This is a genomic window from Nocardia sp. NBC_01388 (assembly GCF_045040085.1).
Taxonomy (GTDB): Bacteria; Actinomycetota; Actinomycetes; order Mycobacteriales; family Mycobacteriaceae; genus Nocardia.
This window is the reverse complement of the sequence record NZ_CP109553.1, coordinates 7728530-7753243: the sequence shown is the minus strand read 5'-3', so window position 1 is coordinate 7753243 and position 24714 is coordinate 7728530. Positions and strand designations below refer to the sequence as shown.

The 24714-nt window shown below is 66.9% G+C and carries 24 protein-coding genes and 1 riboswitch; of the genes, 12 read left to right on the top strand and 12 right to left on the bottom strand.

Annotated features, from left to right (window positions below; translation table 11 throughout):
• The first annotated feature begins 82 nt into the window (after positions 1 to 82).
• Both xseA and OG716_RS36695 read left to right on the top strand, forming a co-directional pair.
• Positions 83 to 1312 carry an exodeoxyribonuclease VII large subunit gene (xseA, locus tag OG716_RS36700; RefSeq protein ID WP_405140171.1) on the top strand — a complete coding sequence of 410 codons (1230 nt, stop codon included), beginning with the start codon at positions 83 to 85 and terminating at the stop codon, positions 1310 to 1312.
• Positions 1305 to 1529 (top strand): exodeoxyribonuclease VII small subunit, encoded by a 225-nt coding sequence (locus OG716_RS36695; RefSeq protein ID WP_405134858.1) that lies wholly within the window; start codon positions 1305 to 1307, stop codon positions 1527 to 1529. Before xseA ends, OG716_RS36695 begins: the two co-directional genes overlap by 8 nt.
• A 154-nt stretch (positions 1530 to 1683) precedes the next feature.
• Here the strand turns inward: OG716_RS36695 and OG716_RS36690 are convergent, their stop codons facing one another.
• The gene (locus OG716_RS36690) at positions 1684 to 2253 is read right to left on the bottom strand and encodes a DUF4245 domain-containing protein (protein ID WP_405134857.1); all 570 of its coding nucleotides are present in this window, start codon (positions 2251 to 2253) and stop codon (positions 1684 to 1686) included.
• Positions 2254 to 2449: 196 nt separating this feature from the next.
• On the opposite strand from OG716_RS36690, the gene glpX reads away from it, so the two are divergent.
• Together glpX and OG716_RS36680 are read left to right on the top strand one after the other, a co-directional pair.
• Positions 2450 to 3490: a class II fructose-bisphosphatase gene (gene glpX, locus OG716_RS36685; protein WP_327142012.1), complete on the top strand. Its 1041-nt coding sequence runs from the start codon at positions 2450 to 2452 to the stop codon at positions 3488 to 3490.
• Between the two features lie 273 nt (positions 3491 to 3763).
• Positions 3764 to 5170, top strand: a complete 1407-nt coding sequence (locus OG716_RS36680; protein WP_405134856.1) for a class II fumarate hydratase — start codon at positions 3764 to 3766, stop codon at positions 5168 to 5170.
• Positions 5171 to 5248: 78 nt separating this feature from the next.
• On the opposite strand, the gene OG716_RS36675 is transcribed toward OG716_RS36680, so the two are convergent.
• Entirely contained in the window at positions 5249 to 6433 is a 1185-nt protein-coding gene (locus tag OG716_RS36675) for an FAD-dependent monooxygenase (protein ID WP_405134855.1), read from the bottom strand.
• Between the two features lie 105 nt (positions 6434 to 6538).
• Between OG716_RS36675 and OG716_RS36670 the strand changes: the two genes are divergently transcribed.
• A complete protein-coding gene (locus tag OG716_RS36670; RefSeq protein ID WP_405134854.1) occupies positions 6539 to 7267 on the top strand; it encodes a TetR/AcrR family transcriptional regulator in 729 nt (242 codons plus the stop codon).
• Positions 7268 to 7333: 66 nt separating this feature from the next.
• Entirely contained in the window at positions 7334 to 7756 is a 423-nt protein-coding gene (locus OG716_RS36665) for a limonene-1,2-epoxide hydrolase family protein (RefSeq protein WP_327142016.1), read from the top strand.
• Positions 7757 to 8153: 397 nt separating this feature from the next.
• Here OG716_RS36665 and OG716_RS36660 read toward each other — a convergent pair whose 3' ends face one another.
• From OG716_RS36660 to OG716_RS36645, 4 genes are all read right to left on the bottom strand, one after another.
• Positions 8154 to 9011: an acyl-ACP desaturase gene (locus tag OG716_RS36660; RefSeq protein WP_405134853.1), complete on the bottom strand. Its 858-nt coding sequence runs from the start codon at positions 9009 to 9011 to the stop codon at positions 8154 to 8156.
• Between the two features lie 138 nt (positions 9012 to 9149).
• The gene (locus tag OG716_RS36655) at positions 9150 to 9632 is read right to left on the bottom strand and encodes an LGFP repeat-containing protein (protein ID WP_405134852.1); all 483 of its coding nucleotides are present in this window, start codon (positions 9630 to 9632) and stop codon (positions 9150 to 9152) included.
• A gap of 249 nt (positions 9633 to 9881) precedes the next feature.
• Positions 9882 to 11282, bottom strand: coding sequence for a PhoH family protein (locus OG716_RS36650; RefSeq protein ID WP_355119287.1), 1401 nt, complete (start codon positions 11280 to 11282; stop codon positions 9882 to 9884).
• A gap of 229 nt (positions 11283 to 11511) precedes the next feature.
• The gene (locus OG716_RS36645) at positions 11512 to 11898 is read right to left on the bottom strand and encodes a DUF488 domain-containing protein (RefSeq protein WP_405134851.1); all 387 of its coding nucleotides are present in this window, start codon (positions 11896 to 11898) and stop codon (positions 11512 to 11514) included.
• Positions 11899 to 11919: 21 nt separating this feature from the next.
• Here OG716_RS36645 and OG716_RS36640 point away from each other — a divergent pair, with 21 nt between their 5' ends.
• Positions 11920 to 12192 (top strand): hypothetical protein, encoded by a 273-nt coding sequence (locus OG716_RS36640; protein ID WP_355119291.1) that lies wholly within the window; start codon positions 11920 to 11922, stop codon positions 12190 to 12192.
• A gap of 4 nt (positions 12193 to 12196) precedes the next feature.
• Here OG716_RS36640 and OG716_RS36635 read toward each other — a convergent pair whose 3' ends face one another.
• Positions 12197 to 12577 carry a hypothetical protein gene (locus tag OG716_RS36635; protein WP_405134850.1) on the bottom strand — a complete coding sequence of 127 codons (381 nt, stop codon included), beginning with the start codon at positions 12575 to 12577 and terminating at the stop codon, positions 12197 to 12199.
• Between the two features lie 11 nt (positions 12578 to 12588).
• Between OG716_RS36635 and OG716_RS36630 the strand changes: the two genes are divergently transcribed.
• The gene (locus OG716_RS36630; RefSeq protein WP_405134849.1) at positions 12589 to 12954 is read left to right on the top strand and encodes a glutaredoxin family protein; all 366 of its coding nucleotides are present in this window, start codon (positions 12589 to 12591) and stop codon (positions 12952 to 12954) included.
• 95 nt (positions 12955 to 13049) lie between these two features.
• Here OG716_RS36630 and glyA read toward each other — a convergent pair whose 3' ends face one another.
• Positions 13050 to 14345, bottom strand: a complete 1296-nt coding sequence (gene glyA, locus OG716_RS36625) for a serine hydroxymethyltransferase (RefSeq protein WP_355119830.1) — start codon at positions 14343 to 14345, stop codon at positions 13050 to 13052.
• A 119-nt stretch (positions 14346 to 14464) separates the two neighbouring features.
• Positions 14465 to 14549, bottom strand: a riboswitch (ZMP/ZTP riboswitch).
• A 503-nt stretch (positions 14550 to 15052) separates the two neighbouring features.
• A complete protein-coding gene (locus OG716_RS36620) occupies positions 15053 to 16249 on the bottom strand; it encodes a DUF885 domain-containing protein (protein ID WP_405134848.1) in 1197 nt (398 codons plus the stop codon).
• A gap of 187 nt (positions 16250 to 16436) precedes the next feature.
• Here OG716_RS36620 and coaA point away from each other — a divergent pair, with 187 nt between their 5' ends.
• Entirely contained in the window at positions 16437 to 17369 is a 933-nt protein-coding gene (coaA, locus tag OG716_RS36615) for a type I pantothenate kinase (RefSeq protein WP_355119297.1), read from the top strand.
• A gap of 132 nt (positions 17370 to 17501) precedes the next feature.
• On the opposite strand, the gene OG716_RS36610 is transcribed toward coaA, so the two are convergent.
• Both OG716_RS36610 and OG716_RS36605 read right to left on the bottom strand, forming a co-directional pair.
• On the bottom strand, positions 17502 to 18110 hold the full coding sequence (locus OG716_RS36610) for a hypothetical protein (RefSeq protein ID WP_405134847.1): 609 nt from the start codon (positions 18108 to 18110) through the stop codon (positions 17502 to 17504).
• Between the two features lie 203 nt (positions 18111 to 18313).
• Complete coding sequence (locus OG716_RS36605; protein ID WP_327142027.1) at positions 18314 to 19093, bottom strand: isoprenyl transferase; 780 nt, start codon at positions 19091 to 19093, stop codon at positions 18314 to 18316.
• A 226-nt stretch (positions 19094 to 19319) separates the two neighbouring features.
• Here OG716_RS36605 and OG716_RS36600 point away from each other — a divergent pair, with 226 nt between their 5' ends.
• The 3 genes from OG716_RS36600 to OG716_RS36590 all read left to right on the top strand — a co-directional run bounded on the left by OG716_RS36600 (position 19320) and on the right by OG716_RS36590 (position 22680).
• Complete coding sequence (locus OG716_RS36600) at positions 19320 to 20015, top strand: hemolysin III family protein (protein WP_405140169.1); 696 nt, start codon at positions 19320 to 19322, stop codon at positions 20013 to 20015.
• 135 nt (positions 20016 to 20150) lie between these two features.
• Positions 20151 to 21725: an adenylate/guanylate cyclase domain-containing protein gene (locus OG716_RS36595; protein ID WP_405134846.1), complete on the top strand. Its 1575-nt coding sequence runs from the start codon at positions 20151 to 20153 to the stop codon at positions 21723 to 21725.
• A 397-nt stretch (positions 21726 to 22122) separates the two neighbouring features.
• Positions 22123 to 22680 carry a hypothetical protein gene (locus tag OG716_RS36590; RefSeq protein ID WP_405134845.1) on the top strand — a complete coding sequence of 186 codons (558 nt, stop codon included), beginning with the start codon at positions 22123 to 22125 and terminating at the stop codon, positions 22678 to 22680.
• Here the strand turns inward: OG716_RS36590 and OG716_RS36585 are convergent.
• The gene (locus tag OG716_RS36585; protein WP_405134844.1) at positions 22596 to 24695 is read right to left on the bottom strand and encodes a thioredoxin domain-containing protein; all 2100 of its coding nucleotides are present in this window, start codon (positions 24693 to 24695) and stop codon (positions 22596 to 22598) included. The two genes, OG716_RS36590 and OG716_RS36585, sit on opposite strands and share 85 nt — an antisense overlap.
• Positions 24696 to 24714: the final 19 nt, after the last annotated feature.

Below are 24714 nucleotides of genomic sequence, written 5' to 3'. Positions count from 1 at the left end.
TCCGTGGTCGGTGGGAACTGACAGAATCGGTGCGGTGACCACCGACCAGCCGGCGAAGCCGCCGAGTTCCGCCGAGAATCCGATGCCGGTGCGCACCGTTGCCGTGAAGGTGGCGCAGTGGATCGACAAGCTGGGCGCGGTCTGGGTGGAGGGGCAGATCACCCAGATCAATCTGCGGCCCGGCACCCGCACCGCCTTCCTGGTGCTGCGCGATACCGCCGCCGATATGTCGCTCACGGTGACCTGTGATCCGGATCTGCTGCGCAATTCGCCGGTGCCGCTGCAGGAGGGCAGCCGGGTGGTGGTCTACGGGAAGCTGTCGTTCTTCACCGCGCGCGGCACGGTCTCCTTGCGCGTCACCGAGATCCGGCCGGTCGGCATCGGCGAATTGCTCGCCCGCATCGAACGACTCAAGGCGCTGCTGGCCGCGGAGGGCCTCTTCGACCCCCGCCTCAAGCGCCCGATTCCCTTCCTGCCCAATCGCATCGGCCTCATCACCGGCCGCGCCAGCGCCGCCGAGCACGATGTGGTGACGGTGGCCACTCAGCGCTGGCCCGCCGTGCAATTCGAGATCCGCAATACCGCCGTACAGGGCCCGACCGCGGTACCGCAGATCCTGGAGGCGCTGGCCGCCCTGGACGCCGACGAGGCGGTCGATGTCATCGTGCTGGCGCGCGGCGGCGGCAGTGTCGAGGATCTGCTGCCCTTCTCCGATGAAACACTGTGCCGGGCAATAGTTTCGGCCAAGACCCCGATTGTCAGCGCCATCGGCCACGAGCCCGACAATCCGCTCAGCGACTACGTCGCCGACCTGCGCGCCGCGACTCCCACCGATGCCGCCAAGCGCATAGTCCCCGACGCCGCAGCCGAATCCGCGCTGCTGCGCGAATTGCAGGCCCGCGCCGCCGCGGCGCTGCGCGGCTGGGTGGACCGGGAATCCCGTGCCCTGCAACAGCTCCGCTCCCGCCCGGTGCTGTCGGACCCACTGCGCCTGCTGGAGCAGCGCCACGACGAGGTGGAGCGCTTCCGCACCGCCGCCCGCCGCGCCATCAACCAGAGCCTCACCACCGAATCCACGGCCACCCGGCACCTGCGTGAAAAACTCTCCGCGCTGGGACCGGCGGCCACCCTGTCGCGCGGTTATGCGGTGGTGCAGAAGGTTCTCGGCAAGGAACGCGAGGTGGTCCGCTCCATCGACGACGCTCCCGCGGGCAGTCAGCTCCGCATCCGGGTGGCCGACGGTGCGCTCACCGCCGCCGCGCTCGGCTCCCAATCCCTCGGCCCCCGAAAGGAATCCACCCCGAATGACTGAGTCCGACCTCACCGAGATTGCCGCCTTCGGTTACGAACGCGCCCGTGACGAGCTCGTCAATGTGGTGAAGATGCTCGAACAGGGCGGCCTCGACCTCGACGATTCCCTCTCCCTCTGGGAGCGCGGGGAAGCCCTTGCCAACCGCTGCGAGGAACACCTCGCCGGTGCGCGTAAACGCGTCGAAGACGCCCTCTCCCACCGCACCACGGAGAACTGACCGCCCCGGGGCGAAGACCGTGCCCTGATGGAGCCCGCCTCTCCGACCCACCCGGGTCCGACCGAACAGCCCCGCGTCGCGGTCTCACAGCGCCCATTGCGGCTGTGCGATTGCGGCGCGGGCTGTTTCGCGCGGGCGATCAGTGCGCGGGCGATCAGTGCGCGGGGAGCGGCTGCGCGTTGTCCACGGCGGTGGCGAGGGTGTTGAAGGCGGAGGCGTTGCCGGCGCCCTTGATCAGGATTCGGACGTCGCCGAAGTCGGTGATCCAGGCGGGTTCGCTGCCGGGCTCGGAGTATTCGACCCACTTGCGGTCGCCGATCTGCGCGGTGCCGCTGGCGTAGCGGGAGCCGACGATCTTCTTGGCGAGCACGTCCTCGGTGGCGTTGGACTGCGTGTACTGCATGTAGCTGCCCTGCGGTGTGATGTAGCCGACGGTGCTCACCGCGCCGCCGCCCGCGGCGGGGATGGTGTCGCGGCTGCCGGAGTTCGGCTTCCAATCGGCGGACAGCGCGGGCTCGCGAATCGGGAATCCGATGGTCTTGGCATCGTCTGCGAGAGCGGTGTGCGCATCGAAGTGCGGGACCTGGCCCTGGGTGGGTCCGTTCGCGGTGAAGGTGCACTGGCTGGCGATGCCGGCAATGACCAGGCAGATCAGTACCAGTGGCAGGAGGGACCAGATGAGGTCCCGCCAGTCGTTCAGGATCCGCGGCTTCGTGTTCGACACGCCCCCAGTATCCACGGGCCCTTACTGCGACCCTCCTCACAGGGCAGGTGTCCGCGCCCTTGCGCATCCCCCGCGTCAAGCGGCTCGTCCGTAAAGGTCCAGCGCCGAGCCGGAAGTGAAACGCAAGTACTTGTCTAGGGCTCCGGAGCGCAATGCGACAATTCACGCAGCAGTAGACAACCTAGGAGGCACCGTAATGACGGCACCGACACCCGCATCCCGCCGTGAGGCCCCGGACCGCAACCTCGCTCTGGAGTTGGTCCGGGTCACCGAGGCCGGCGCGATGGCAGCGGGTCGCTGGGTCGGCCGCGGCGACAAAGAGGGCGGCGACGGCGCGGCAGTGGACGCCATGCGGCAGTTGGTATCGACGGTCACCATGCGCGGCATCGTGGTGATCGGCGAGGGCGAGAAGGACGAAGCGCCCATGCTCTACAACGGTGAGCTGGTCGGCAATGGCGAGGGCCCGGAACTGGACTTCGCGGTCGACCCCATCGACGGCACCACCCTGATGGCGAAGGGCTCGCCCGGCGCGATCTCCGTGCTCGCGGTCGCCGAGCGCGGCGCCATGTTCGACCCGTCGGCCGTGTTCTACATGGAGAAGATCGCGGTCGGCCCCGAAGCCGCCGACGTCATCGACCTCGCGGCCCCGATCGCGGAGAACCTGCGCCGCGTCGCGAAGGCGAAGAACTCCTTCGTCTCCGATCTGACGGTGTGCGTGCTGGACCGCCCGCGCCACAATCAGTACATCCAGGATGTCCGCGATGCGGGCGCCCGCATCCGCCTCATCTCCGACGGTGACGTCGCCGGCGCCATCGCCTGCGCCCGCCCGGAATCCGGCGTCGACGTACTGATCGGCATCGGCGGCACGCCCGAGGGCATTATCGCCGCGGCCGCCATGCGCTGTATGGGCGGTGCGCTGCAGGGCAAGCTGGCCCCGAAGGACGACGAGGAGCGGCAGAAGGCCCTCGACGCCGGCCACGATCTGGACCGCGTGCTCAATACCGAGGACCTCGTCTCCGGTGAGGACGTCTTCTTCAGCGCCACCGGCGTCACCGACGGTGATCTGGTGCGCGGCGTGCGCTACTTCGGCGGCGGCGCGTACACCCAGTCCATCGTCATGCGCGCCAAGTCCGGCACCGTGCGCATCGTCGATGCCTACCACCGCCTCACCAAGCTGCGCGAATACGCCTCGGTCGACTTCGTCGGCGACGACCAAGCCGCGCCCCCCATGTTCTGAGCCGTCCCGCCTCTCCGAACCTTTAGCGCACCAGTAGGAACGACGACAGTCCCGTGCCTGCGGTCAGGTGCGGCACCGGTTCTGGGGGTACCCCGGGAGTTACCCTGATCTCGCGAGATCAGTTGTCACCGTTCATAGGTGATTCGAGGCGGCGGGAACGGCCGGAGTGTGTTCGAGGCACTCCGGCCGTTGTCGTATTCCCGGTCCGTCCTGTGCGGATTCCCTCAGGCGTGGCGCCCCCATCCACCCCGGTGCGGGCCTAGGGTCGGATTCATGGCAGACGACACCCGGTACCGCATCGAACACGACACCATGGGTGAGGTCCGCGTCCCCGTGGACGCACTGTGGCGGGCGCAGACTCAGCGTGCGGTAGAGAACTTCCCCATCAGTGGCCGCGGCCTGGAGCGCGCGCAGATCCGCGCGCTGGGCCTGTTGAAGGCGGCCTGTGCGACCGTGAACCGCGATCTGGGTCTGCTGGACCCGGCCAAGGCCGATGCCATTGTCGCCGCCGCCACCGAGATCGCCGACGGCAAGCACGACGACCAGTTCCCGATCGACGTATTCCAGACCGGCTCGGGCACCAGCTCGAATATGAACGCCAATGAGGTGATCGCGGGCATCGCCGCGCGCAATGGCGTCACCGTGCATCCCAACGACGATGTGAACATGTCGCAGTCCTCCAACGACACCTTCCCCACCGCAACACATGTCGCCGCGACCGAGGCCGTGGTGAAGGACCTTGTCCCGGCGCTCGATCATCTGCGGCTGGCGCTGCTGGACAAGTCGGTGCAGTGGCGGGACGTGGTGAAGTCCGGCCGCACCCACCTCATGGATGCCGTGCCGATCACCCTGGGTCAGGAGTTCAGCGGCTACACCCGGCAGGTCAGCGCCGGTATCGAACGCCTGCTGACCACGCTCCCGCGCCTGGGTGAGCTGGCCATCGGCGGCACCGCGGTCGGCACCGGGCTCAACGCGCCCGAGGACTTCGGCGCGAAAGTGGTTGCCCAGCTGAAGAAGTCGACGGATATCGACGCACTGTCGGAGGCCCGCAACCATTTCGAGGCGCAGGCCGCCCGCGACGGCCTGGTCGAGCTCTCCGGTGCGCTGCGCACGGTCGCCATCAGCCTCACCAAGATCGCGAACGATATTCGCTGGATGGGTTCGGGCCCGCTCACCGGACTGTCCGAGATCCAGCTGCCGGATCTACAGCCCGGCTCCTCGATCATGCCAGGCAAGGTGAATCCGGTACTGCCCGAGGCTGTTACGCAGGTGGCGGCGCAGGTCATCGGCAATGATGCCGCGATCGCCTGGGGTGGCGGCAATGGCGCCTTCGAGCTCAATGTCTACATTCCGGTGATGGCGCGCAATGTGCTGGAGTCGATTCGCCTGCTGGCCAACGTCTCCCGGCTTTTCGCCGATAAGTGCGTGGCCGGGCTGGTGGCCGATGTCGAGCGCCTGCGCCGGCTCGCCGAATCCTCGCCGTCCATTGTGACGCCGCTGAATTCGGCCATCGGGTACGAGGAGGCCGCGGCCGTCGCCAAGGAAGCGGTCAAGTCGCACAAGACGATTCGCCAGACGGTCATCGATCGTGGCCTGATCGGCGACAAGCTCTCGATCGAGGAACTCGATCGCCGTCTTGATGTGCTGTCCATGTCGAAGGTCGACTACAACAAAGAGTAAGCCCGCACCGGAGGTAGTTCCGGACACGACTGTGCGGGCACGGAAGGCATTCGCCACCGTGCCCGCATTTGTCGTATTTTACCGAGCGGCAACGATTTCCGGGTAGTTCTTCAGATCGATATCGTTCTTGGACTTCTCGGCGGACTTGACCATCATGGCGAAGAAGCGGGAGCCCAGGAACCAATTGCGGAAGCGCAGCCCGAGCGCGGTCTCGGGCGCCAGGAATGCACCCGGGCTGGACGCGCCGGCCATTTTCCCGGTGCGCTTCATCATCTCCTGGTAGCGCGGGAAGGCGACGGTGTAATCGCCGTCCGCGGCGGCCAATTCACCGGCGAGAACATACGCGCCGACAATCGCGAGACCGCTGCCGAAGCCGGCCAGGGTATTGCCGTAGCCCGCATCACCGACCAGGGCCACTCGGCCCTGCACGAAGTTCTTCATCGTCACCTTGCTGAGGGAGTCGAGGTAGAAGCCGTCCAGATGCGGCAGGTCGGCCAGCATGCGCGGCACCTCCCAGCCGATGCCGGCGAACTGCTCGGCGACGATGCGGCGCTGGGCGTCGAAATCATCACGGTCGTAGTCGAGTTGGGGCGAGGCGAACATGTACATCTGCGCGGCCTTGGAGTTGCCGAGGCCGGCCAGATGGCCCGGCGTATTGAGGGCGTACGACACCGCACGCTCGCGCGGGGCATCGGGCTGACTCTCCCACTTCGACGCGCCGGCGAGGCAGTAGTAGTGGCCCTGGTGCTTCACGAACTTCTGTTCCGGGCCGAACGCCAGTTTCCGCACCCGGGAGTGGATGCCGTCCGCGCCGAAGACGAGATCGAAGCGCTGGGCGGGAGCGTGCGCGAATTCGACATGGACGCCGTCGGCGGTCTCGGTGAGCGCGGTGATGGTGTCGCCGAACAGGTATCGGCAGTTCCGCGCGGTGCGCTGGTAGATGACATCGGCCAGATCGCCGCGCAGGATCTCGAGATCGCCGCCGGTGAAATCGCCTGAGATGCGCGCTTTTTCGTTCCCGCCCTCATCGACGATCACCATATCCGTCTTGCCGGTCCGGCGGCGCTCGATGTCCGCGAGGATCCCCATGCGCTCCAGCACCGTCATGTGGGTGTGGCCGGTGAAGTCGACCGCCTGGCCGCCCGCCCGCAGTGCGGGGGACTTCTCGACCACGGTGACGTCGAAGCCGTAGCGGCTCAGCCAGTAGGCCAGGGCCGGGCCCGCGATGGAAGCGCCGGAGATGAGAACGGTGGTGTTGCGCATGATGTCACTCCTGATATTTATTTGCGTCCGTCGGCCGCTGTTGTTAATTAGCGTATGATGGACGCAGTTAGACGTCAAGTGGAGAATTCAGGAAGGATGACGGGCATGCCGGGACCGACCACGACAGAGCTGCTCTGGGGTATCGAGCAGAAGCCCAAGCGCGGGCCGAAACCGTCCCTCACGCTGGAGCGGATCGTCGCCGAAGCCATTGCCCTCGCCGATGCCGAAGGGCTCGGCAACCTGTCCATGCAGCGGCTGGCCGAACGGCTGGGGTGCGCCAAGATGGCGCTGTACCGCTATGTCCCGGGCAAAGCCGAGCTCACCGCGGTCATGCTGGACGCGGCGCTCGGCCGGCCGCCGGAGCGGGGTGCCGAGATCCCGGGGCCCGCCGAAAACTGGCGCGATTACCTGAACCGCTATACCGAAACGGCCTTCGAACGCTTCGGCGCCCACCACTGGGGGCTGGAGCTGGCCGTGGGCATTCGGCCGCTGGGCCCCAATGAAATGAGCTGGCTGGAGGCCGGACTCGAGGCCCTCGACGGCAGCGGCCTGACCGCCTCGGAGCAGATGGACAGTGTGGTACTGCTGTTCGGTCATGTCCGCGGCCTGGCGCAGACCCTCGGGCCGTCCCACGGACTCGATATGGAGGAGGACCTGGTCAAGGAACTGGGTGCGGTGCTGATCGAGCACGGCCACCGCTATCCCCATGTCGCGGAGGCCCTCGCCGAGCAGGCGGCCCGTCCGGACGGGGACACCGGCCGCAACCAGGCACTGCGATTCGGAACCGACCGCATTCTCGACGGCATCGGGGCGCTGATCGCCAGCCGGAAGTAGCTGTGTCGGGGGTGCGAAGGCGGCGAATGTCTATGCGCCAGTGAGTGCTCGGCCTACAGTCGAATCATGTCCGACTTACCGGAGTTGCAGCAGGATGCCGTCACCACCGTGCGCGAGTTCTTCGCCGCCATGGAGATGAAGGCCGTCACCGAGGCCCTCGATCTCGTCGATCCCGCCATCGTCTGGAAGAACACCTCGTTGCCGGATGTGCGGGGCGCCGACCGGGTGCGCTGGATTCTCGACAAGCTCAGCAATCCCCGCTACGGCTTCCGGGCCGATATGCACCACGCGGCCGCCGACGAGGACGGCGTGGTCCTGACCGAGCGCACCGACTACCTACGCTTCGGCCCCGTCGAGATCGCCTTCTGGGTCTGCGGCACCTTCGAACTCCGCGACGGCCGAATCACCCTGTGGCACGACCACTTCAGCTGGGAGAACTTCCTCCGCGGCACCGCCGTCGGCCTCTTCCGGGCAGCCCGCGGCCGCTGACAGTCGCCCCGACCGCACGATAGCTCGACCGTCGTCCACGAACCGGCTGCCACCATGCGGCAGCCGGAATCCGGTGTCGGACATAGTCGTAGGTGAGCACCCGCCACCGCGCGGGGCCTGGTTGCCTCGAAGGCCGCCGCCACGATCGCGTTACCAGCGAGCTGAGACTGCGGCACGCATTGCGCTGCGGCGCTACCGAGCGGCCTCGCAGCAGTAGCTATCGGCAAGAACTCCGCCGTCCTGGCTCAGGAAACAGCGGCCATGGGCGGTCCGTCGGGCCGAACGCAAACCGGCTGCCCCTGAGGGACAGCCGAAATGCGTGATGATGGCTCTGCGGAAGCGTCCGATTGCCACTCGAGGCCCCCGCTGAAGTTTCAGGTGGGTCCCGAGGGCCGGGTCAGGAGCGGAGGTGGGCGAGTTCGGCGCGGGACTTCTCGCCGGCTTCGCTGAAGTCGGTGCGGGTGAAGATGTTCCAGCGCTCCAGGAGGGGGCCGAAGACGAGGGCGGGCTCGTTGGCGCGGTCGTAAATGCCGGCCTCGGCGAGCAGTTCGTCGCTGGTGGTGCCGTCGGCGAGCTTGACCACGGGGACGTGGAAGTCGGCGATGCGGTCGGCAATGGCGCGCACGGCCTGATCGGGGGCCAGGTCGAGCGCGGCGGAGATCAGGTTCGCGAAGAAGACGGCCTGCAGTTCGTCATCTGCGGCCAGGCGCTCGGCAATGGTGGCGACGATCGGGCTGTCGGCGGTCGCCGCGGTATTGCGATGCCGGATGGCGGCGGCGGTCTCCTCGAGCGCGCAGGCGGCCAGCACGTCGAGCAGATGCATGGCGGGGCGGCTGAAGCCCTCCACCATATGCGTCATGCGCGCGCGCTCGAGCTCGATCGGATCCACCGCACGGGTCACCATGAGGTAGTTCCGGATGAGGATCTCGTGCCGGTTCTCCTCGGCGGTCCAGCGGCCGACCCAGCGCCACCAGGGACCGGTGCGCAGGTACTTGCCGAGCTCCCGGTGGTACGCGGGCAGATTGTCGGCAATCAGCACGCTCACGGTCAGCGCGAGCTTGGAGACATCACTGAGCTCGGACTGCCCGGGCTCCCAATCGGTTCCACCGAGGAACTCGAAGTTGCGGCCGTCGTCCCACGGCACATAGTCGTGAGGCTGCCATTCCGCCGCGAGGGCGATATGGCGAACCAGGTTTGCTTCCACCTCCGCTGCCAGCGATACCAGCAGTTCGCGGTCGGCCAAATCGTTCTGCACGTGGACAACCTAGCGGCTGCGCGGCAAACGCGGGGATCTTCGTCCTGCATTCGCAACGGCTATGGCGTCGACAGCGGCCGCAGCCGGGGTGCGGGCGACGCGGTCCGGGGCAGGGAAGGCCCCGGACCGACGGCCCCGCTACTTCTCGTTGACGCTGGTCTGCCCGTTCACCCAGGTGATATTGCCGCCGGTGAACTCACTCTGCTTTCCGCCGGGGATATCGGTCTCATCACTGGTCGGGTAGCCGAGTTTGCCTCCGGGGCCGCCGTTCTCGTCCCAGGCCTTGCGGATCTCGCCCCACACCACGTGCGTTCCGGTCGTCGGGCTGCTGCAGATGGCGCCGCCCGCGAATTCCTGTGAGATGCCGCCGCCGGGTGTGTCCTGCTCCGGACCGGTGGGCGCGCCGAGCGGTCCGGCCTCACCCTTGAATTCGTTGTACTTGGCGAGAACGGTTCCGCCGACTGCGATTTCACCGTCCCGGGTGGCGATCTTGGTCTCGGTGGCGCCGGTGGTCTCGCCGCCGGTGGTCGGCTGCTCGGTGGTGGTCACCACGACCGTGCTGGTCGTATCGGACTTGGAATCCTTATTGTCCTTATCGCAGCCCGCGGTGAAAAGGGTCACGACCGCAACGGCCGCGATGATGCCAGCCGTACGTCGAGCGAAGGTGTGCATTTCATCCTCTCGGTAACTCGGGCCAGGCACCCGGCAACCATTCGGCGAATATGCAGATCCCGCCGAGTAAACCGCCGAGCAGCTATTTCAGCGAAATATACCCTGCGGCATGTGAGTTGAAACACACACTAAAGATTTGCCCTGATCAGCCGGAGGAGTCCGGCTGATCAGGGCAGTGGAAAGCTGACTACCGCACGCTCATGCGTTCGGCCCGAACTCCTCCAGCATCTCGGTGACCAGTGCCGCGATCGGCGACCGCTCGCTGCGGGTCAGCGTGATGTGCGCGAAGAGCGGATGTCCCTTGAGCTTCTCGATCACGGCGGCAACACCGTCGTGCCGGCCGACCCGCAGGTTGTCGCGCTGCGCCACATCGTGCGTCAGCACCACCCGCGACCCGCTGCCCAAACGGCTGAGCACCGTGAGCAGCACATTGCGTTCGAGGGACTGCGCCTCGTCCACGATCACGAAGGAGTCGTGCAGCGACCGCCCGCGAATGTGGGTGAGCGGCAACACCTCCAGCATGCCGCGCGCCTGCACCTCCTCCATCACCTCCGGGCTGGCGAGCCCGTCGAGGGTGTCGAAGACGGCCTGCGCCCACGGCCCCATCTTCTCGCTCTCACTACCGGGCAGATAGCCGAGATCCTGGCCGCCGACCGCGTACAGCGGGCGGAACACCACGACCTTGCGATGCGTCCGGCGCTCCAGCACGGCTTCCAGCCCCGCGGTGAGGGCGAGTGCGGACTTACCGGTACCGGCCCGGCCACCCATCGAGACGATCCCGATGCTCTCGTCCATCAGCAGATCCAGGGCGATGCGCTGTTCGGCGGAGCGCCCGTGCAACCCGAAGGCCTCACGATCGCCGCGCACCAGCTGAATCCGCTTGTCCGGAGACACCCGGGCCAGCGCGCTGCCACGCGAGCTCAGCAGCCGGATTCCGGTGTGGCACGGCATATCCCGCGCCTCATCGAGATCGATGATGGAATCGCTGTAGAGCCGGTCCACGGTTTCGGAACCGACCTCGATCTCCACCATGCCGGTCCACCCGGAGGTGACGACATCCTGGGCGTGGTACTCGTCCGCCTGCAATCCGACCGCGCTCGCCTTGACGCGCAGCGGAATGTCCTTGGATACCAGTACGACTCGTTCACCCTCGGCCGCGAAATTCAGCGCGCAGGCGAGAATGCGGGAATCGTTGCTGTCCGTGCGGAATCCGACCGGCAAAACGGTCGGATCCGTGTGATTGAGCTCCACCTGGAGCGTTCCGCCCCCGGTGCCGATCGGGATCTTCTGGTCGAGCCGACCGTGTGCCAGACGCAAATCGTCCAGCATCCGCAATGCCTCCCGGGCGAACCAGCCCAGTTCGTGGTGGTGGCGTTTGCCCTCGAGCTCGCTGATCACCACGAGCGGCAGCACTACGCGGTTCTCACCGAAGCGGGTCAGCGCCCAGGGATCGGAGAGCAGCACCGACGTATCCACAACGAAGGTTTTCAGTCCGGAATCGGACGACTGCGAGGCGTGAACTCCCGGACCTGTGGTGCGCGTGCCCCGGTTGGAGGCGGCGTTCCCGGTGGGAGCGTTGACGGAGCGTGCATCAGTCACGGTGGGCTCCTTTGCCACTCGCGCGGCACCGCGCGAATGTTCTCGCTGGGCCGGTCGGCCGTTAGGGTCGTATGACCCGAGGGCCGGATGCCGGCCCCCTCGCACTGAGTTGCTCAGCCACGATCAGGACCTCCCGTACGAGCCACACCTACGCGGCCCGCACTCCCGACGTTACTGCCGAATTCGCAATCCGGCTGCCTGACTTACAGGCGTGTTGGTGAAGATCGCGTTAACGTCCCTCCCCCGCAGGGCTTTCGGCCAGCTCACCGAGCAATACCGGGACATGACTGCGCTCCGGCTCCTTCACCGCTGTCACCAGCGTCAATGGTCCGGCCGCGGCCTCGCGGCGCAACCGCGCCAGCACATCTCGGGCCGTGTCATTGTCGAGCTCGAGTCGATACCGTGTCTCGAATTCGGCGCGTCGCGCCTGCGGGTCCGCGTGGTACCACTTCCGCAGCTCGTTCGACGGCGTCACTTCCCTGGGCCAGTCGTCGATCGCCGCTTGCTGTTTGCTGATGCCGCGCGGCCAGAGCCGATCCACCAGCACCCGGCGGCCGTCGTCCGCATCGGGCGCGTCGTACACGCGCTTGACCCGGTAGCTCGGTTGCGCTGCCATGGGTCCATTACAGTCGACACTATGGCCGATACCCAGGATCTAGAGGCGCTCTCCACCAAGGAACTGCACGACCGGGCCGTCAAGGCCGCGGTTCGCCGCGGTGATGTGAAATTCCTCTGGGAGCTGCTGAAGTCCATTCCGGCCGCCGAGGCCGCCTCCGGCGATCTGGGCGAGAGCGAGGCCGATATCAAGTACGTGCTGCCCATGCTCGACGACTACGTGCACGCGGGCGAGGGCGAGATCGGCGAGGTGCTGCGCCCGATGTACGTGGACTACCTGAGCAAGCACGCCTGACCCGTCAGGCACTGCCGTGCAGGCCGGTCAATACGGCCTGCACGAACGGCAGATAACCCTCCGGGCCCGAATCCCAGTCCTTCATATGGACCGTGGTGCGAGTGCTGGTCTCGAAGATCGCGCGCACGGCACGCAGTCGTATCTCGAGATCCAAACCGGAGCCCATGATCACATGATCGACGCTGGTCTCCGCGAAGGCGGCCTGCAGCTCGTCGAGGCCTGTCCCGGAACGGATCTCGATGCCCGAGCCGGTCAGCTGCGCCCGCACATCGTCGATGACATTCGCCCGTGCGCCGAGCAGGAATACCGTGGTCGCCATGATGGCCTCCGATCTCTGCGCATCATAGAAGGCCAGGAACTGTTCGCGGACAATCTTTTTCGCCATACAATCCCGGTATGACCGCTGACACCGGCCCTGAACTGGTCGTTTACCGCCGCCCCGGCTGCCCCTTCTGCGCGCGACTACGCCGGGCGCTCAACAGCAATGGGATCGTGCATCGCGAAGTCGATATCTGGCAGGATCCGGAGGCGGCGGCCTTCGTCCGCAAGGTCGCCGACGGCAATGAGACGGTGCCGACCGTCGTGCTGAAAAGCGGTGCGTCGGAACGCACCTGGGTGAATCCCCGCCCGAAGTGGCTCATTTCCGTCGTCACCACCGAAGCCCCCGCGCTGACCGGCGGCCCGCGCAGCTACTGGCCGATCCGCCGCGATGACCTCCCTCGCCCGCGCCCCGCAGCGCCCACAACACCACCGGCGCCCTGACCTTTCGCACCGACCGGCACCGAATCGGGCCCGCGATTGCACAAGGCCCGCCGCGACTTTCGGTCGCGGCGGGTCTGTTCGGGCTGTGACTCGGCTCAGCCGAGCAGGCGCCAGTCCTCGAGGCCCTCGTACAGCGGGAAGGCCTGAGCCAGCTTGGAGACTCGCTGGCGCAGCGAGTCCAGCTCCGCGGAGCCGGTCAGTGCGGCGGCGATGATCTCGGCGACCTCGGTGAACTCGGTATCGCCGAAGCCGCGGGTGGCCAGCGCCGGGGTGCCGATGCGCAGGCCGGAGGTGACCATCGGCGGGCGCGGGTCGAACGGAACGGCGTTGCGGTTCACGGTGATTCCGATTTCGTGCAGCAGATCCTCGCCCTGCTGGCCGTCCAGCTGCGAGTTGCGCAGGTCGACCAGAACGAGGTGCACATCGGTGCCGCCGGTGAGGACATTGATGCCCTTCGCGGTGGCGTCCTCACGGGTGAGCCGCTCGGCGAGAATCTGGGCGCCGCGAATGGTGCGCGCCTGACGCTCGGCGAACTCTTCGCCCGCGGCGATCTTGAACGCCACGGCCTTGGCGGCGATGGCATGCATGAGCGGGCCGCCCTGCTGGCCCGGGAACACCGCGCTGTTGAGCTTCTTGGCGAACTCCTGCTTGGCCAGGATCAGGCCGGAGCGGGGGCCGCCGAGGGTCTTGTGCACGGTCGAGGAGACGACATCGGCGAAGGGCACCGGCGACGGGTGCAGCCCGGCGGCGACCAGACCGGCGAAGTGCGCCATATCGACCCACAGGTACGCGCCGACCTCATCGGCGATCTCGCGGAAGGCCGCGAAATCCAGGTGCCGCGGGTACGCGGACCAGCCGGCGACGATCACCTTCGGGCGGGTCTCGCGAGCGATCTTGCGCACCTCGTCCATATCGACGCGGTGGTCTTCCTTGCTGACGCCGTAGGCGTGCACCTCGTACAACTTGCCGGAGAAGTTCAGCCGCATGCCGTGGGTGAGGTGGCCGCCGTGCGCCAGATCCAGGCCGAGCAGCTTCTCGCCCGGGTTCATCAGCGCCATCAGGACGGCGGCATTGGCCTGCGCGCCCGAATGCGGCTGAACATTCGCGTATTCCGCGCCGAAGAGCTCGGTGACGCGGGCGCGGGCCAGATCCTCGACCACGTCGACGTTCTCGCAGCCGCCGTAGTAGCGGCGGCCCGGGTAACCCTCGGCATACTTGTTGGTCAGCACGCTGCCCTGCGCCTGCAGGACCGCGCGCGGCACGAAGTTCTCCGAGGCGATCATCTCGAGGGTGTCGCGCTGGCGGGCGAGCTCGCCACCCATCGCGGCAGCCACCTCGGGATCGAGTTCGGCGAGGGACTGGGAATTGACAGAGGCGGTCGTCTGCGTCACCCGGCCGAGTGTATTGGCCGGCGCCGGAGTGTCGACCAGCGGGTTCTGGGTGTCGGTAACTGAGTGATCCATCGCAACCTTCGCGCTCCGGGAGCTTCGGGGGTGCCCGAAGTCCTCATGCCCAGCACCCAGGCGCGCGGTGCGGGACTTGGATGCTTCCCGGTGGTTGCTTCCACCTCGAATGCGCCAGTCGCGGTGATGTGATGCTAACCCGCCGCTGTGCGGCATGCGCGAACGCGCACCGTGAGACACGCAACGACTGATTTCGTATGGTGGGATAACTCACCGGGTACGTCCGAATCGGGTTCCGATCCCAACCGCTCCTACGCGTCCTCGACAGTCAACGGCACTCAGCCGTGCGCAAGAGTTCCGGAGAGGCGGGACGGCTGCCCCGAAAATTGGGGGCAGTCTCTCCGTCATTGCAGCCGGGACGGTGGGTTTGTCCGAAGCGGTGGACAGCCTCCGAAATTCAGGCTATGGCGGAGCAACAAATCTCGGTAAGGTGACGGACCACTGGCCTCAGTGCGCCAGTGTCATTGGCCCAAACTAGCTTTCGAGGTAGACACACATGCTTTTCAATATCGCCGGCGCCGGTCTTCCGGACATCCTGATCACCCTGCTCAAGTCCATGTGCACGATGTCGAGCGGCGGCGCGGCCTGTTCCACCTGGGGCGCATAAGCTCCGCAGACCTGATCGGGGAGTCCCCTCACATCCGGCGGATCGCGCCAGGTGTGAGGGGTTCGTCCAAGAGACGGCGAAAACGCTCGGACCGATTCTCGCCATCCGGCGCCTGGTCCAGCCAGCCCCCGAGCAGCCGGTAACCCTCCACGTACGTACTGATGTAGGCCCGCCACAGCGGTGAGGACAGAAAGCGCAGCGACTGCCGCGCCCGCTCCGGCGTGGTCAGACTCCAGCGCTGCAGGAATTCCGCGACGGTATCGGCGCTGCGCCCGCGATCGTGCAGCAGCAGCGCCGCATCCTGACGCACGCCCAGCAGCTTTCCGGACGCGGTCGAAATGCGTTCGGCGCGTTCCCCGTCGAAGCGCAATCCGAGATCGGCGTAGATGTCCTGCGCCCAGCGTCCCCAGCCCGGGCCCACGATCGACTTCAGCGCCAGATCCGCCAGCCCCTCCGCCATCAGGCACTGCGGGGTATTGACCACGAACAGCGTCTGCTCGTCCTGCCCGGCCCCGACCAGTCCGGCCTCCTTGCGGCAGTGCTCGGTGTGATGGCCCGGATACGACTCGTGCGCGATCAGATGCGGCAGCTGGGACAGATGCTGTTTCAGGTCGGAGTTGATGGCGACCTTGGACTGGTAGTTGCCGAGGTAGTAGTTGAAGCCGGACCACGGCTTGTCCCCCACCACTTCGTATTCGACCCGCTCGTTATCGGGCAGCGGATAGCGCTCGCGCACCAGCTCGCGCAGTGCGCTGGAGAAGGCGTCCACACATTCGCGCAGGCGTTCCGGCGGGATCTCGTCACCGCGGCGGTGCGCGGTGATGCGCTCGAAGAGCGATCCGTCGCCGGGGAGCACCTCGTCCAGCTGCCGGTGCGCGTCGCGGTAGTCGTCCTCGTCGCCGGGGGCGATCTCGACATCGAAGTAGGCGTGCACCTCGTCGATGAAGGAGATGTCGTCCCCCGCGAATTTACGCCCGGAGCATTCCAGGGCCCGCAGATGCGCCTCCAGGAATTCGGTGCGCTGGGCGGGCAGGCCCGCCTCCGGAAGTTCCTTCAGCAGTGCGGCGGCCTGGTTCGCGAGCTCGCGCGGCTGCGGCGCCGGTGCGTTCTCGATTTCTCTCCGCAGCACCGGATCACCGGTGTAGGCGTCGACGAAGCCCTCCTCGAGCCGATCGAAAGCCAGTCCCAGCCGCAGGTATTCGGTGACGAGTGGATGCGCTGCCATAGCGAACGACCTTATTGGATTGCCCGGCGAGCTTCGAGCGTGTAGCCAATGTCACTCCGGTTACCGGTGAGTAGCATCACCTGGTGTTCACCACCCTGTTGAGGCCGAGCACAATTCGGCTATGCGTGGAGTGTTGCCGTGTCTGCCGTCCGGAAACTGTTGTCGGCCGACGCTGGGACGTGGCTAAGTGGCACGGATGAGCGAGCCGAGTCCCTATGTGGAATTCGACCGGAAGCAGTGGCGCACCCTGCGCAAGTCGACTCCCCTGGTGCTCACCGAGGAAGAACTGACCGGCCTGCGCGGCCTGGGCGAGCAGATCGACCTCGAAGAGGTCGCGGAGGTCTACCTCCCGCTGGCCCGTCTCATTCATTTGCAGGTCGCCGCGAAACAGCGCCTGTTCGCCGCGACCGCGACCTTCCTCGGGGAAACCCACCCCGATCGCCAGGTGCCGTATGTGATCGGTGTGGCGGGCTCGGTGGCGGTCGGTAAATCGACGACCGCGCGTGTGCTGCAGGCACTGCTGGCGCGCTGGGATCACCATCCCCGGGTGGATCTGGTCACCACCGACGGATTCCTGTACCCCACAGCCGAACTCACCCGGCGCGGCATCATGCACCGCAAGGGTTTCCCGGAGTCCTACGATCGCCGCAAGCTGCTGCGCTTCGTCACCGAGGTGAAATCCGGTGCGCCCGAGGTGTGCGCGCCGGTGTATTCGCATATCGCCTACGACATCGTGCCCGAGCAGTTCCACTGCGTGCGCCAGCCCGACATTCTCATCGTCGAGGGTCTGAACGTGCTGCAGACCGGTCCCCGCCTGATGGTGTCGGACCTGTTCGACTTCTCCGTCTATGTGGACGCCCGCATCGAGGACATCGAGAACTGGTACGTGCAGCGCTTCCTGTCCCTGCGCAAAACGGCCTTCACCGATCCGAATTCGGCCTTCCACCACTACGCGAACTTCACCGATTCCGAAGCCACCAATCAGGCCAAGGAGATCTGGCACAGCACCAACCGCCCGAACCTGGTGGAGAACATCCTGCCCACCCGGCCGCGCGCCACGCTCGTACTGCGCAAAGATTCCGACCACGCCATCAACCGGCTGCGCCTGCGCAAGCTCTGACCGCCTCCCCGAACCTTCGGCGCCCGGCCGAGTGCCGCCGACCGCCGGGCACGCGTGCTGACGTTCGGGACCGAACAGATTCTGGGCGTACCCAGGGGTTACCCCGGCACTCACGAAATCAGTCGTCGGCTTTCATAGCCTCCACGCCGCGTCGAGACGCGCGGCGACGTCGATATCGGTGGCGGCCTGGATATTCGGCTTGCGGATCTCGGTCGCGATATAGCGCGCCACGAAGCGGCGGATCTCGTGATCGACGCTGGCCAGAATGCGCAGCAGCTCCCCGCGGCGGGATGCGCTCGCCACATTGATGCGCACATTGCTGGGCTGCGGTTCGGCGATATCGATGAGCACGCGCAGCGGCTCGGCGGTGCGCACGGTCAGATGCAGGTGGATGGTGCCGTCCACATGGAACGGGTAGCGATCCACCGCGAGATCGATGAGCAGATCGATATCGAGCGGGATCACCAGGTCGTATGAAATATTGTCCTGCACTTCCCGATTCAGCCGCGGCTGACCCAGCCGCACCCCGGCGGACAGTTTGGCTATCCGCCCCGGTCCCACCCCGATCGGGCCGAATTCGAACGCCTCCCCGGTCAATTTCTCGAAGGCCCCGGCTATCCGCTCCGGCGAGGCCGCGTACTCCAGAAACCGGCGGCCGAACTCCTCATAGCTGAGGTACGACTCCGTGGTGACGATCGTCGAGTCCCCCGGGCCACTCTGCCCTTCGCGCAGCTCACTCATGCACTCCGACGGTACGGCAGCGACGGCCCCGCCAACCACGGAAGCCATTGCACTGCAATGTAACTGTGCTGAGTTCGAGGTGAAATTCAGCAACCCGAGTGTTCGCGGCCCGCCCGGGTCTGGACTGACGTAGCGGAGGAGCGGAGGAGGGAAGACCCGGGTAACAGGGCCGTGAACCCGCCTGGAGCGAAGGGGAGGGCAAATTAGACACCGAAACGGCGGTGCCGGGCAGCGAAATCACGCAGGGCCCGCAGAAAATCGACGCGCCGGAACTCCGGCCAGTACGCCTCGGTGAACCAGATCTCCGAATAGGCGCTCTGCCACAGCAGGAATCCGGACAGGCGCTGCTCACCGGAGGTGCGGATGACCAGATCCGGATCCGGCTGACCGGAGGTGTAGAGGTGCTGCCCGATGGCGTCGACGGTGATCGACTGCACCAGATCCTCGCCGGTCTCGCCCGCCTCGATCTCCTGGCGCACCAGCGAGCGCACCGCATCGGTGATCTCCTGCCGGCCGCCGTAGCCGATGGCCACGTTCACGTGCACGCCATCGCGGCCGCTGGTGCGCTCGGCCGCCACCCGCAATCGCTTGGCCACGTAGTCGGGCAACTGATCGAGCGCACCCACGATGCGCACGCTCGAATTCTGTTCCGGCGCAGAGAGTTCGTCCACCACATCGGTGATCACCTCGAAGAGCGTGTCCAGCTCCTCGCGGTCACGGCGCAGATTCTCGGTGGAGAGCAGATAGACGGTGACCATCTCGACGCCCGACTCACCGCACCAGCCGACCAGCTCGGCGATTTTGAGCGCCCCCACCCGATGCCCGTGACTGACATCGGTGAAGCCGTTCTCCCGCGCCCAGCGCCGATTACCGTCACACATGACGGCGACGTGCCGGGGGTGCTGCCTGCCCGCCAGCTGCTGGGCCAGTCTGGCCTCGTAAATCCGATACGGGAGTCCACGCACCTGACTCGCAAGCTTCACGGGAAGTGACAGTACGCTCCCCCGCCTCTCCGGAACTTTGACGCCCGGCCAAGAGGTCGTCCAGTCCCATTCGCGCAGTGCGGTCAGGTGGGGCACCGGTTCTGGGGGTGCCCCGGGAGTTACCCCGACACTCGCGAAATCAGTTGTTCAGAACACTTTCAAGACCTTCGGCCGCTAACCTACGGTACCGTAGGTTACTGAGGAGGTAACTAACGTGTCGGACACTGTGCAGCCTTCCGCCCCGGTGGCGGATGCCCTCGACTCCGTTCGGGAAGAGCTGGCGCTGATCAAACCGCGGATGCGCGGGTGGATTCACGCGTGGGCGGTCGGCGTGGCCGCCATCGCCGTGATCGTGCTGGTGAGCAAGGCCGCCACGATCTCCGCCACGGCCGCCTGGTCCACCGCCGTCTACGGGCTGACCGTGTGCGGCGTGTTCGGCATCAGCGCCACCTATCACCGGGTGAACTGGCGCACCGCGCGTGCCCGCATGTGGATGAAGCGGGCCGATCATTCGATGATCTTCCTGTTCATCGCGGGCAGTTACACGCCGTTCGCACTGCTCGGCGTGCGCGGACGCGCCGGGACGATTCTGCTGATCACGGTGTGGGCCGGCGCGCTGGCGGGTGTCGCACTGAAGATGCTGTGGCCCACCGCGCCTCGCTGGGTCGGGGTGCCGCTGTATCTGCTGCTCGGCTGGGCCATTGTGCCGGTCGCCGGAACCCTCATCGGAAATGTCGGCTGGGCGCCGGTATTGCTCCTGCTCGCGGGCGGTATCGCCTATAGCGTGGGCGGCATTCTCTACGCCTCCCGCTGGCCGAATCCGTGGCCGGAGACCTTCGGACACCACGAGTTCTTCCATGCCGCAACGGTCGTCGCGGCCCTATGCCACTATGTTGCTGTCTGGCTGGTCCTGCTCCACTGACCGGAGCAAAAACTCACAAACGTGCAATTGGGGCCGAAAGGTCTCTAAAGTCCTGAACATCAGCCGGACGACCCCTAGGCATGCAACCGCGATGACACCACCGACTGTCGCCACCCGCGCGACACCCTTGGCGCCGTGATAAGCAGGCTCATCCTCTGGGCGCTGCGCGCGCGCTGGGGACTCTCGGTGGTTGTCATGGCGTGCAACCTCAGCGGGCTCGCGGTCATCTCCACCGAACTGCTGCTGAGCGGATTCTTCGGCCGCCTCGGATCGACGTGGATGACCACCTTCGTCCAAGTCGCCATCTACCCGGCCATCGGCGCCGCGGTCGGCATCGTGCTCGCGGTGCGCGATCGGGAGCACTATTTCAGCTGGCTCGATCAGCGCCGCGCGCCCACCGAAACCGAGGCGCGGCGGCTGCTGCATCTGCCCATGGGCATCACCCTGCGCGCGCTGGCCATCTGGATTCCGGGTGTGATCATCGCCGCCGCGGTGTACGCGCACGCCACCTCGCCGCGGAATTTCGCGGTGGTGCTGTCCATGTTCACGCTCGGTGGGCTGGAGTCGGCGGCTCTCACCTATCTCATTGTGGACCGGCTGATCCGGCCCACCATTCCGGTGGTGGCGGAGGTGCTCGACGACACCGCGCACTGGAGTTCCACGGTGCTCATGCGGGTGCTGGTCACCTTCGCGGTGGTGGGCGCGGTACCGCTGCTCATGCTCATCACCGTGCTCGCCGATCCCACGACCGATCCGAGCGATCGCGTTCGCACCGGCATCTACCTTGCGGTGGTGGGACTTTCGGCGGGTTCGGTGGCCACGGCCGCACTGGCCCGCGCCGTCGCCACCCCGATGCACACGCTGCGCGACGCACTCGATCGCATCGCGCGGGGCGAACTCGATGTGCAGGTGCCGATCGGCAGCACCAGCGAGATCGGCCGCCTCGAGCATTCGGTGAACGAACTGGCCGCGAATCTGCGTGAGCGCGAACATATGCGCACCGTCTTCGGCCGCCACGTCGGCACCGAGGTAGCCGAGCGCGCGCTGGCCGGCACCACCAATCTCACCGGCGATCTACAGGTGGTGACAGCGCTTTTCGTGGATGTCACCGGGTCGGTGGCACTGTCCACCGAACTGGCCCCGCACGATTTCGTCGCCAAACTCAACCGGCTGCTGTCCATCGTGATCACGGCGACCGAGGACAATCACGGGCTGGTCAACAAGTTCGAAGGTGATGCGGCCCTGTGCATCTTCGGTGCGCCGATCGCGCTGGAGGACAATGCCACCCCCGCACTGCGGGCCGCCCGCCGCATTCGCGACGAGGTCGCCGCCGCGGGGGAACTCGATGTCGGCATCGGTGTGGCGCGCGGCCTCGTTTTCGCCGGTGATGTCGGTGCGGACACCCGCCTCGAATTCACCGTCATCGGTGACGCCGTCAATGAAGCGGCCCGCCTCACGACCGAGGCCAAACAGGTCGGCCGCCGAATCCTGGCCAGTCAGGCCGTTATCGACGCCGCCGCCGAGTTCGAACGCAGCAGGTGGGAGTTGCACGACACCCTCCACCTCCGCGGCCGCAAAGAGCCCACTCCAGGCTGGACCGACACTCCGTCCCGCAGGACAGTCCGCCGCAACGGCACCGACCCGCAGGCCGCTGCCCGCCCGGCCGCACCCCCGGCCCCAGCCGACGCCGACCAGGCAGCCGATCGCTAGTCATCCACGCACGCGTTCCGAGAGTCCTCGGCATATCCGGTCAAAGCACTCGAAATAAACACACCCGGACTGTAAGACCGCCGGCACCCCCCAGCAACGAATTAACCCATAACCTCGCCCGCCCAGCCCCTCCTGCCTCCATGCACGGACAATCCGCCATCCGGCAAATTCACACCCGACGTCGCGGCAGAAGCACCTCCCGCCATCGGGGCATGCTTTCGGCCGGGATCCACGACGGCGAGGGTGGATCCCGGCCGAAAGCGCGCCGCGATGACGGGGGATGTGCCGGGATGATGGGGAATGCGGGGAGACGGTCGAGATACATCGCCCGTTGCGTGGATCGGGTTGTCGTACTGCGGGATTAGGGCGTTGCAGTACTCGGGGGTGATCCGGCGAGGTGAGCGGGCGGGACATCGTTGCGGGTATGGACGATGCCGGTTTTACCGATAGAGCACCGAATGCGGGTGGGCCGCAACATACACGACTGCTGTCGCTGGCCTTCCGGGCGATTGCGGTCGCACTGCTGGCGGGGATCGGGGAGACGCTGCTGCATGTGGTGCTGGAACTCCGCGACCACGGGATGGGCGCGGGAGAGCTACTGTCGGCGCTGATCCCGCGGGGCGCCATCTACTCGGCGGTATTCGTTGTCGCACGGCGAATGGCGGCCGATATCCGTTGGGCCCGAGGCATTCTCGTGTTCGGGCTCGGCACCCTCGGGCTGGCTTCGCTGGTGGTCGAGCCCCTCACGGCGGTGCTGACGGCGGATCGGTTCGGCGACCTGTTCGCGCATTGGACTCCGGCCGCGGTCACGCTGGGCGTGTGTCGCAGTGTGCACATCGTGGCGGTGCTGGTGGCCCTCACCGCGATGATTCAGGCCAGTGGCGGCAGCAATGCGGCCCGGACCTCCGACACGGTGGTGACCGGCAGATCGCAGACCGAACCGCGGCAGACGTAGGCGGCGGACAGGTCCGCTACCGGGGGACGGTCGGCCAGCAGGGGCTGGGAATCCTGATCGCCGGAAACGATGACGGTACCGCCGGGGGCGGCCACGCGGGCTGCGGTGACAAGGCAGGCGGCCCACCCGTCCAGGTCGGCGTCGCCGGCGGAGACTGCCACCTGAATCGGTCCGCGCAGTGCGGCTTCGGCGACCGCGAGCCAATGGCCGGCCGAACGGGGCGCCCGCGCAAGCAGAACCGCACCGCGCGTGAGCGTCTGATCGGCCAGCTCGCGGTAGCGGGTGGCCCGCTCCGGATCACTGAGGGCGGCGGCGGTGAGCAGCGCGTCGGCCAGCACGGAGGTGCCCGCCGGGGTCGCACCGTCGACGGGATCTCGCGGGCGGGTGACCAGGGTTTCGGCATCGTCGGCGGTATCGAACCAGCTGCCCGGGGTTTCCGGATCGGCGAAGTGCGAGACCGCGGCATCGAGAATGCGCTCCGCCTGCGCCAGCCAGTCCCCACTGCTGGTCTGATGCACGGCGAGCAAACCCAGTGCGAGCCAGGCGTAATCCTCCAGCACGCCGGGAGCGGTCCCGGCGACCCCGCCGAGAGAGGCGCGGCAGACCCGGCCCTCGCGCACATGCACATTCAGCAGGAAGGCGGCGCAGCGCTCGGCGGCGGCGATCCAGACCGGATTCAGGTGCGCCGCACCGGCTTCCGCGAGCGCGGTGATGGCCATCCCGTTCCAGGCGGTCACCACCTTGTCGTCGCGCGCGGGCTGCGGGCGGGTCTGGCGGGCTGTGCTCAAGGTGGCCCGAATGCGTTCGAAGCGTTCGTAATCCGCCGCGCCGGGATCCCGGTACCGGGTCAGCACCGAGGTGCCCTGTTCGAAGGTTCCGGCAGTGGTGACGCCGAAAAGCTCTGCGGCCCAGGCCCCGTCGTGCGCGCCCAGCTCACCGTTCAGTTCGGCCGGAGTCCACACATAGGTGGCGCCCTCCACCCCGGGTTGTCCGGGCTCGAGATGAGTGTCGGCATCGAGCGCGGACGCGAACCCGCCGCGTTCGGTGCCCAGATCCTCCAGCAGGAATCCGGCGGTTTCGCGAGTTACCCGCAGCGCCAGTGGTTCCGAGGCATCCGGCGCCGCCAGCGGATCACGCCAGGGCGTGGCCTCCCCGTCCTGCGCCCGCCGCGCCAGGTGCGAATACACCCGCAGCAGTTGTGCGTTGTCGTAGAGCATCTTCTCGAAGTGCGGCACCACCCAGGCCTCGTCCACCGAGTACCGGGCGAAGCCGCCGCGCAGCTGGTCGTAGATACCGCCCCGCGCCATCGCCTCGGCGGTGAACGAAACCGCCTGCCGCACAGCCTCGTTCCCGGTCCGCTCGAAGTCTCGCAGCAATCCCTCGAGCAGTGCGGACGGCGGAAACTTCGGTGCGCCGCCAAATCCCCCGTGCTTGGGATCCATATCCTTCAGCACGGACGCGACAGCGTGATCGAGCAGGTTGGCGCTGAGCGCCACAATGCTGTCCGGCAGCCCCGCCGTCTGCTGCCGCAGCGCCTCCCCCACCTGAGCTGCCGCCTGATCCACCTCATCGCGCCGATTCCGCCACGTATCGGAGACCGCACTCAACAACTGCGTGAACGACGGCATCCCGTGCCGCGGCGTCTTCGGGTAGTAGGTGCCGCAGTAGAACGGCTCCCCCTCCGGCGTCAGGAAGCACGTCATCGGCCACCCGCCCTGCCCGGTCATGGCGACGGTCGCATTCATGTACACCGCATCCAGATCGGGCCGCTCTTCCCGATCCACCTTGATGCACACGAAGTTCTCGTTCATGAGCCCCGCGGTGCCCTCGTCCTCGAACGATTCGTGCGCCATCACATGGCACCAGTGGCAGCTCGCGTACCCGATCGACAGCAGGATCGGCACATCCCGCTCCCGCGCCGAGGCCAGCGCCGCAGCATCCCATTCCCGCCAGTACACCGGATTGTCGGCGTGCTGTCGCAGGTACGGCGAGGTGGCATCCTTCAGGAGGTTCACTCCTTCAGCTTTCCACAGC

Bases quoted from the DNA above. Each gene is read 5' to 3' on its own strand.
- OG716_RS36670 (WP_405134854.1), top strand. From the start codon at position 6,539: ATGCCGGGACCGACCACGACAGAGCTGCTCTGGGGTATCGAGCAGAAG.
- OG716_RS36610 (WP_405134847.1), bottom strand. From the start codon at position 18,110: ATGAGTGAGCTGCGCGAAGGGCAGAGTGGCCCGGGGGACTCGACGATC.
- xseA (WP_405140171.1), top strand. From the start codon at position 83: ATGCCGGTGCGCACCGTTGCCGTGAAGGTGGCGCAGTGGATCGACAAG.
- OG716_RS36665 (WP_327142016.1), top strand. From the start codon at position 7,334: ATGTCCGACTTACCGGAGTTGCAGCAGGATGCCGTCACCACCGTGCGC.
- OG716_RS36635 (WP_405134850.1), bottom strand. From the start codon at position 12,577: ATGGCGAAAAAGATTGTCCGCGAACAGTTCCTGGCCTTCTATGATGCG.
- OG716_RS36630 (WP_405134849.1), top strand. From the start codon at position 12,589: ATGACCGCTGACACCGGCCCTGAACTGGTCGTTTACCGCCGCCCCGGC.
- glpX (WP_327142012.1), top strand. From the start codon at position 2,450: ATGACGGCACCGACACCCGCATCCCGCCGTGAGGCCCCGGACCGCAAC.
- OG716_RS36645 (WP_405134851.1), bottom strand. From the start codon at position 11,898: ATGGCAGCGCAACCGAGCTACCGGGTCAAGCGCGTGTACGACGCGCCC.
- OG716_RS36675 (WP_405134855.1), bottom strand. From the start codon at position 6,433: ATGCGCAACACCACCGTTCTCATCTCCGGCGCTTCCATCGCGGGCCCG.
- OG716_RS36620 (WP_405134848.1), bottom strand. From the start codon at position 16,249: ATGGCAGCGCATCCACTCGTCACCGAATACCTGCGGCTGGGACTGGCT.
- OG716_RS36680 (WP_405134856.1), top strand. From the start codon at position 3,764: ATGGCAGACGACACCCGGTACCGCATCGAACACGACACCATGGGTGAG.
- OG716_RS36695 (WP_405134858.1), top strand. From the start codon at position 1,305: ATGACTGAGTCCGACCTCACCGAGATTGCCGCCTTCGGTTACGAACGC.
- OG716_RS36640 (WP_355119291.1), top strand. From the start codon at position 11,920: ATGGCCGATACCCAGGATCTAGAGGCGCTCTCCACCAAGGAACTGCAC.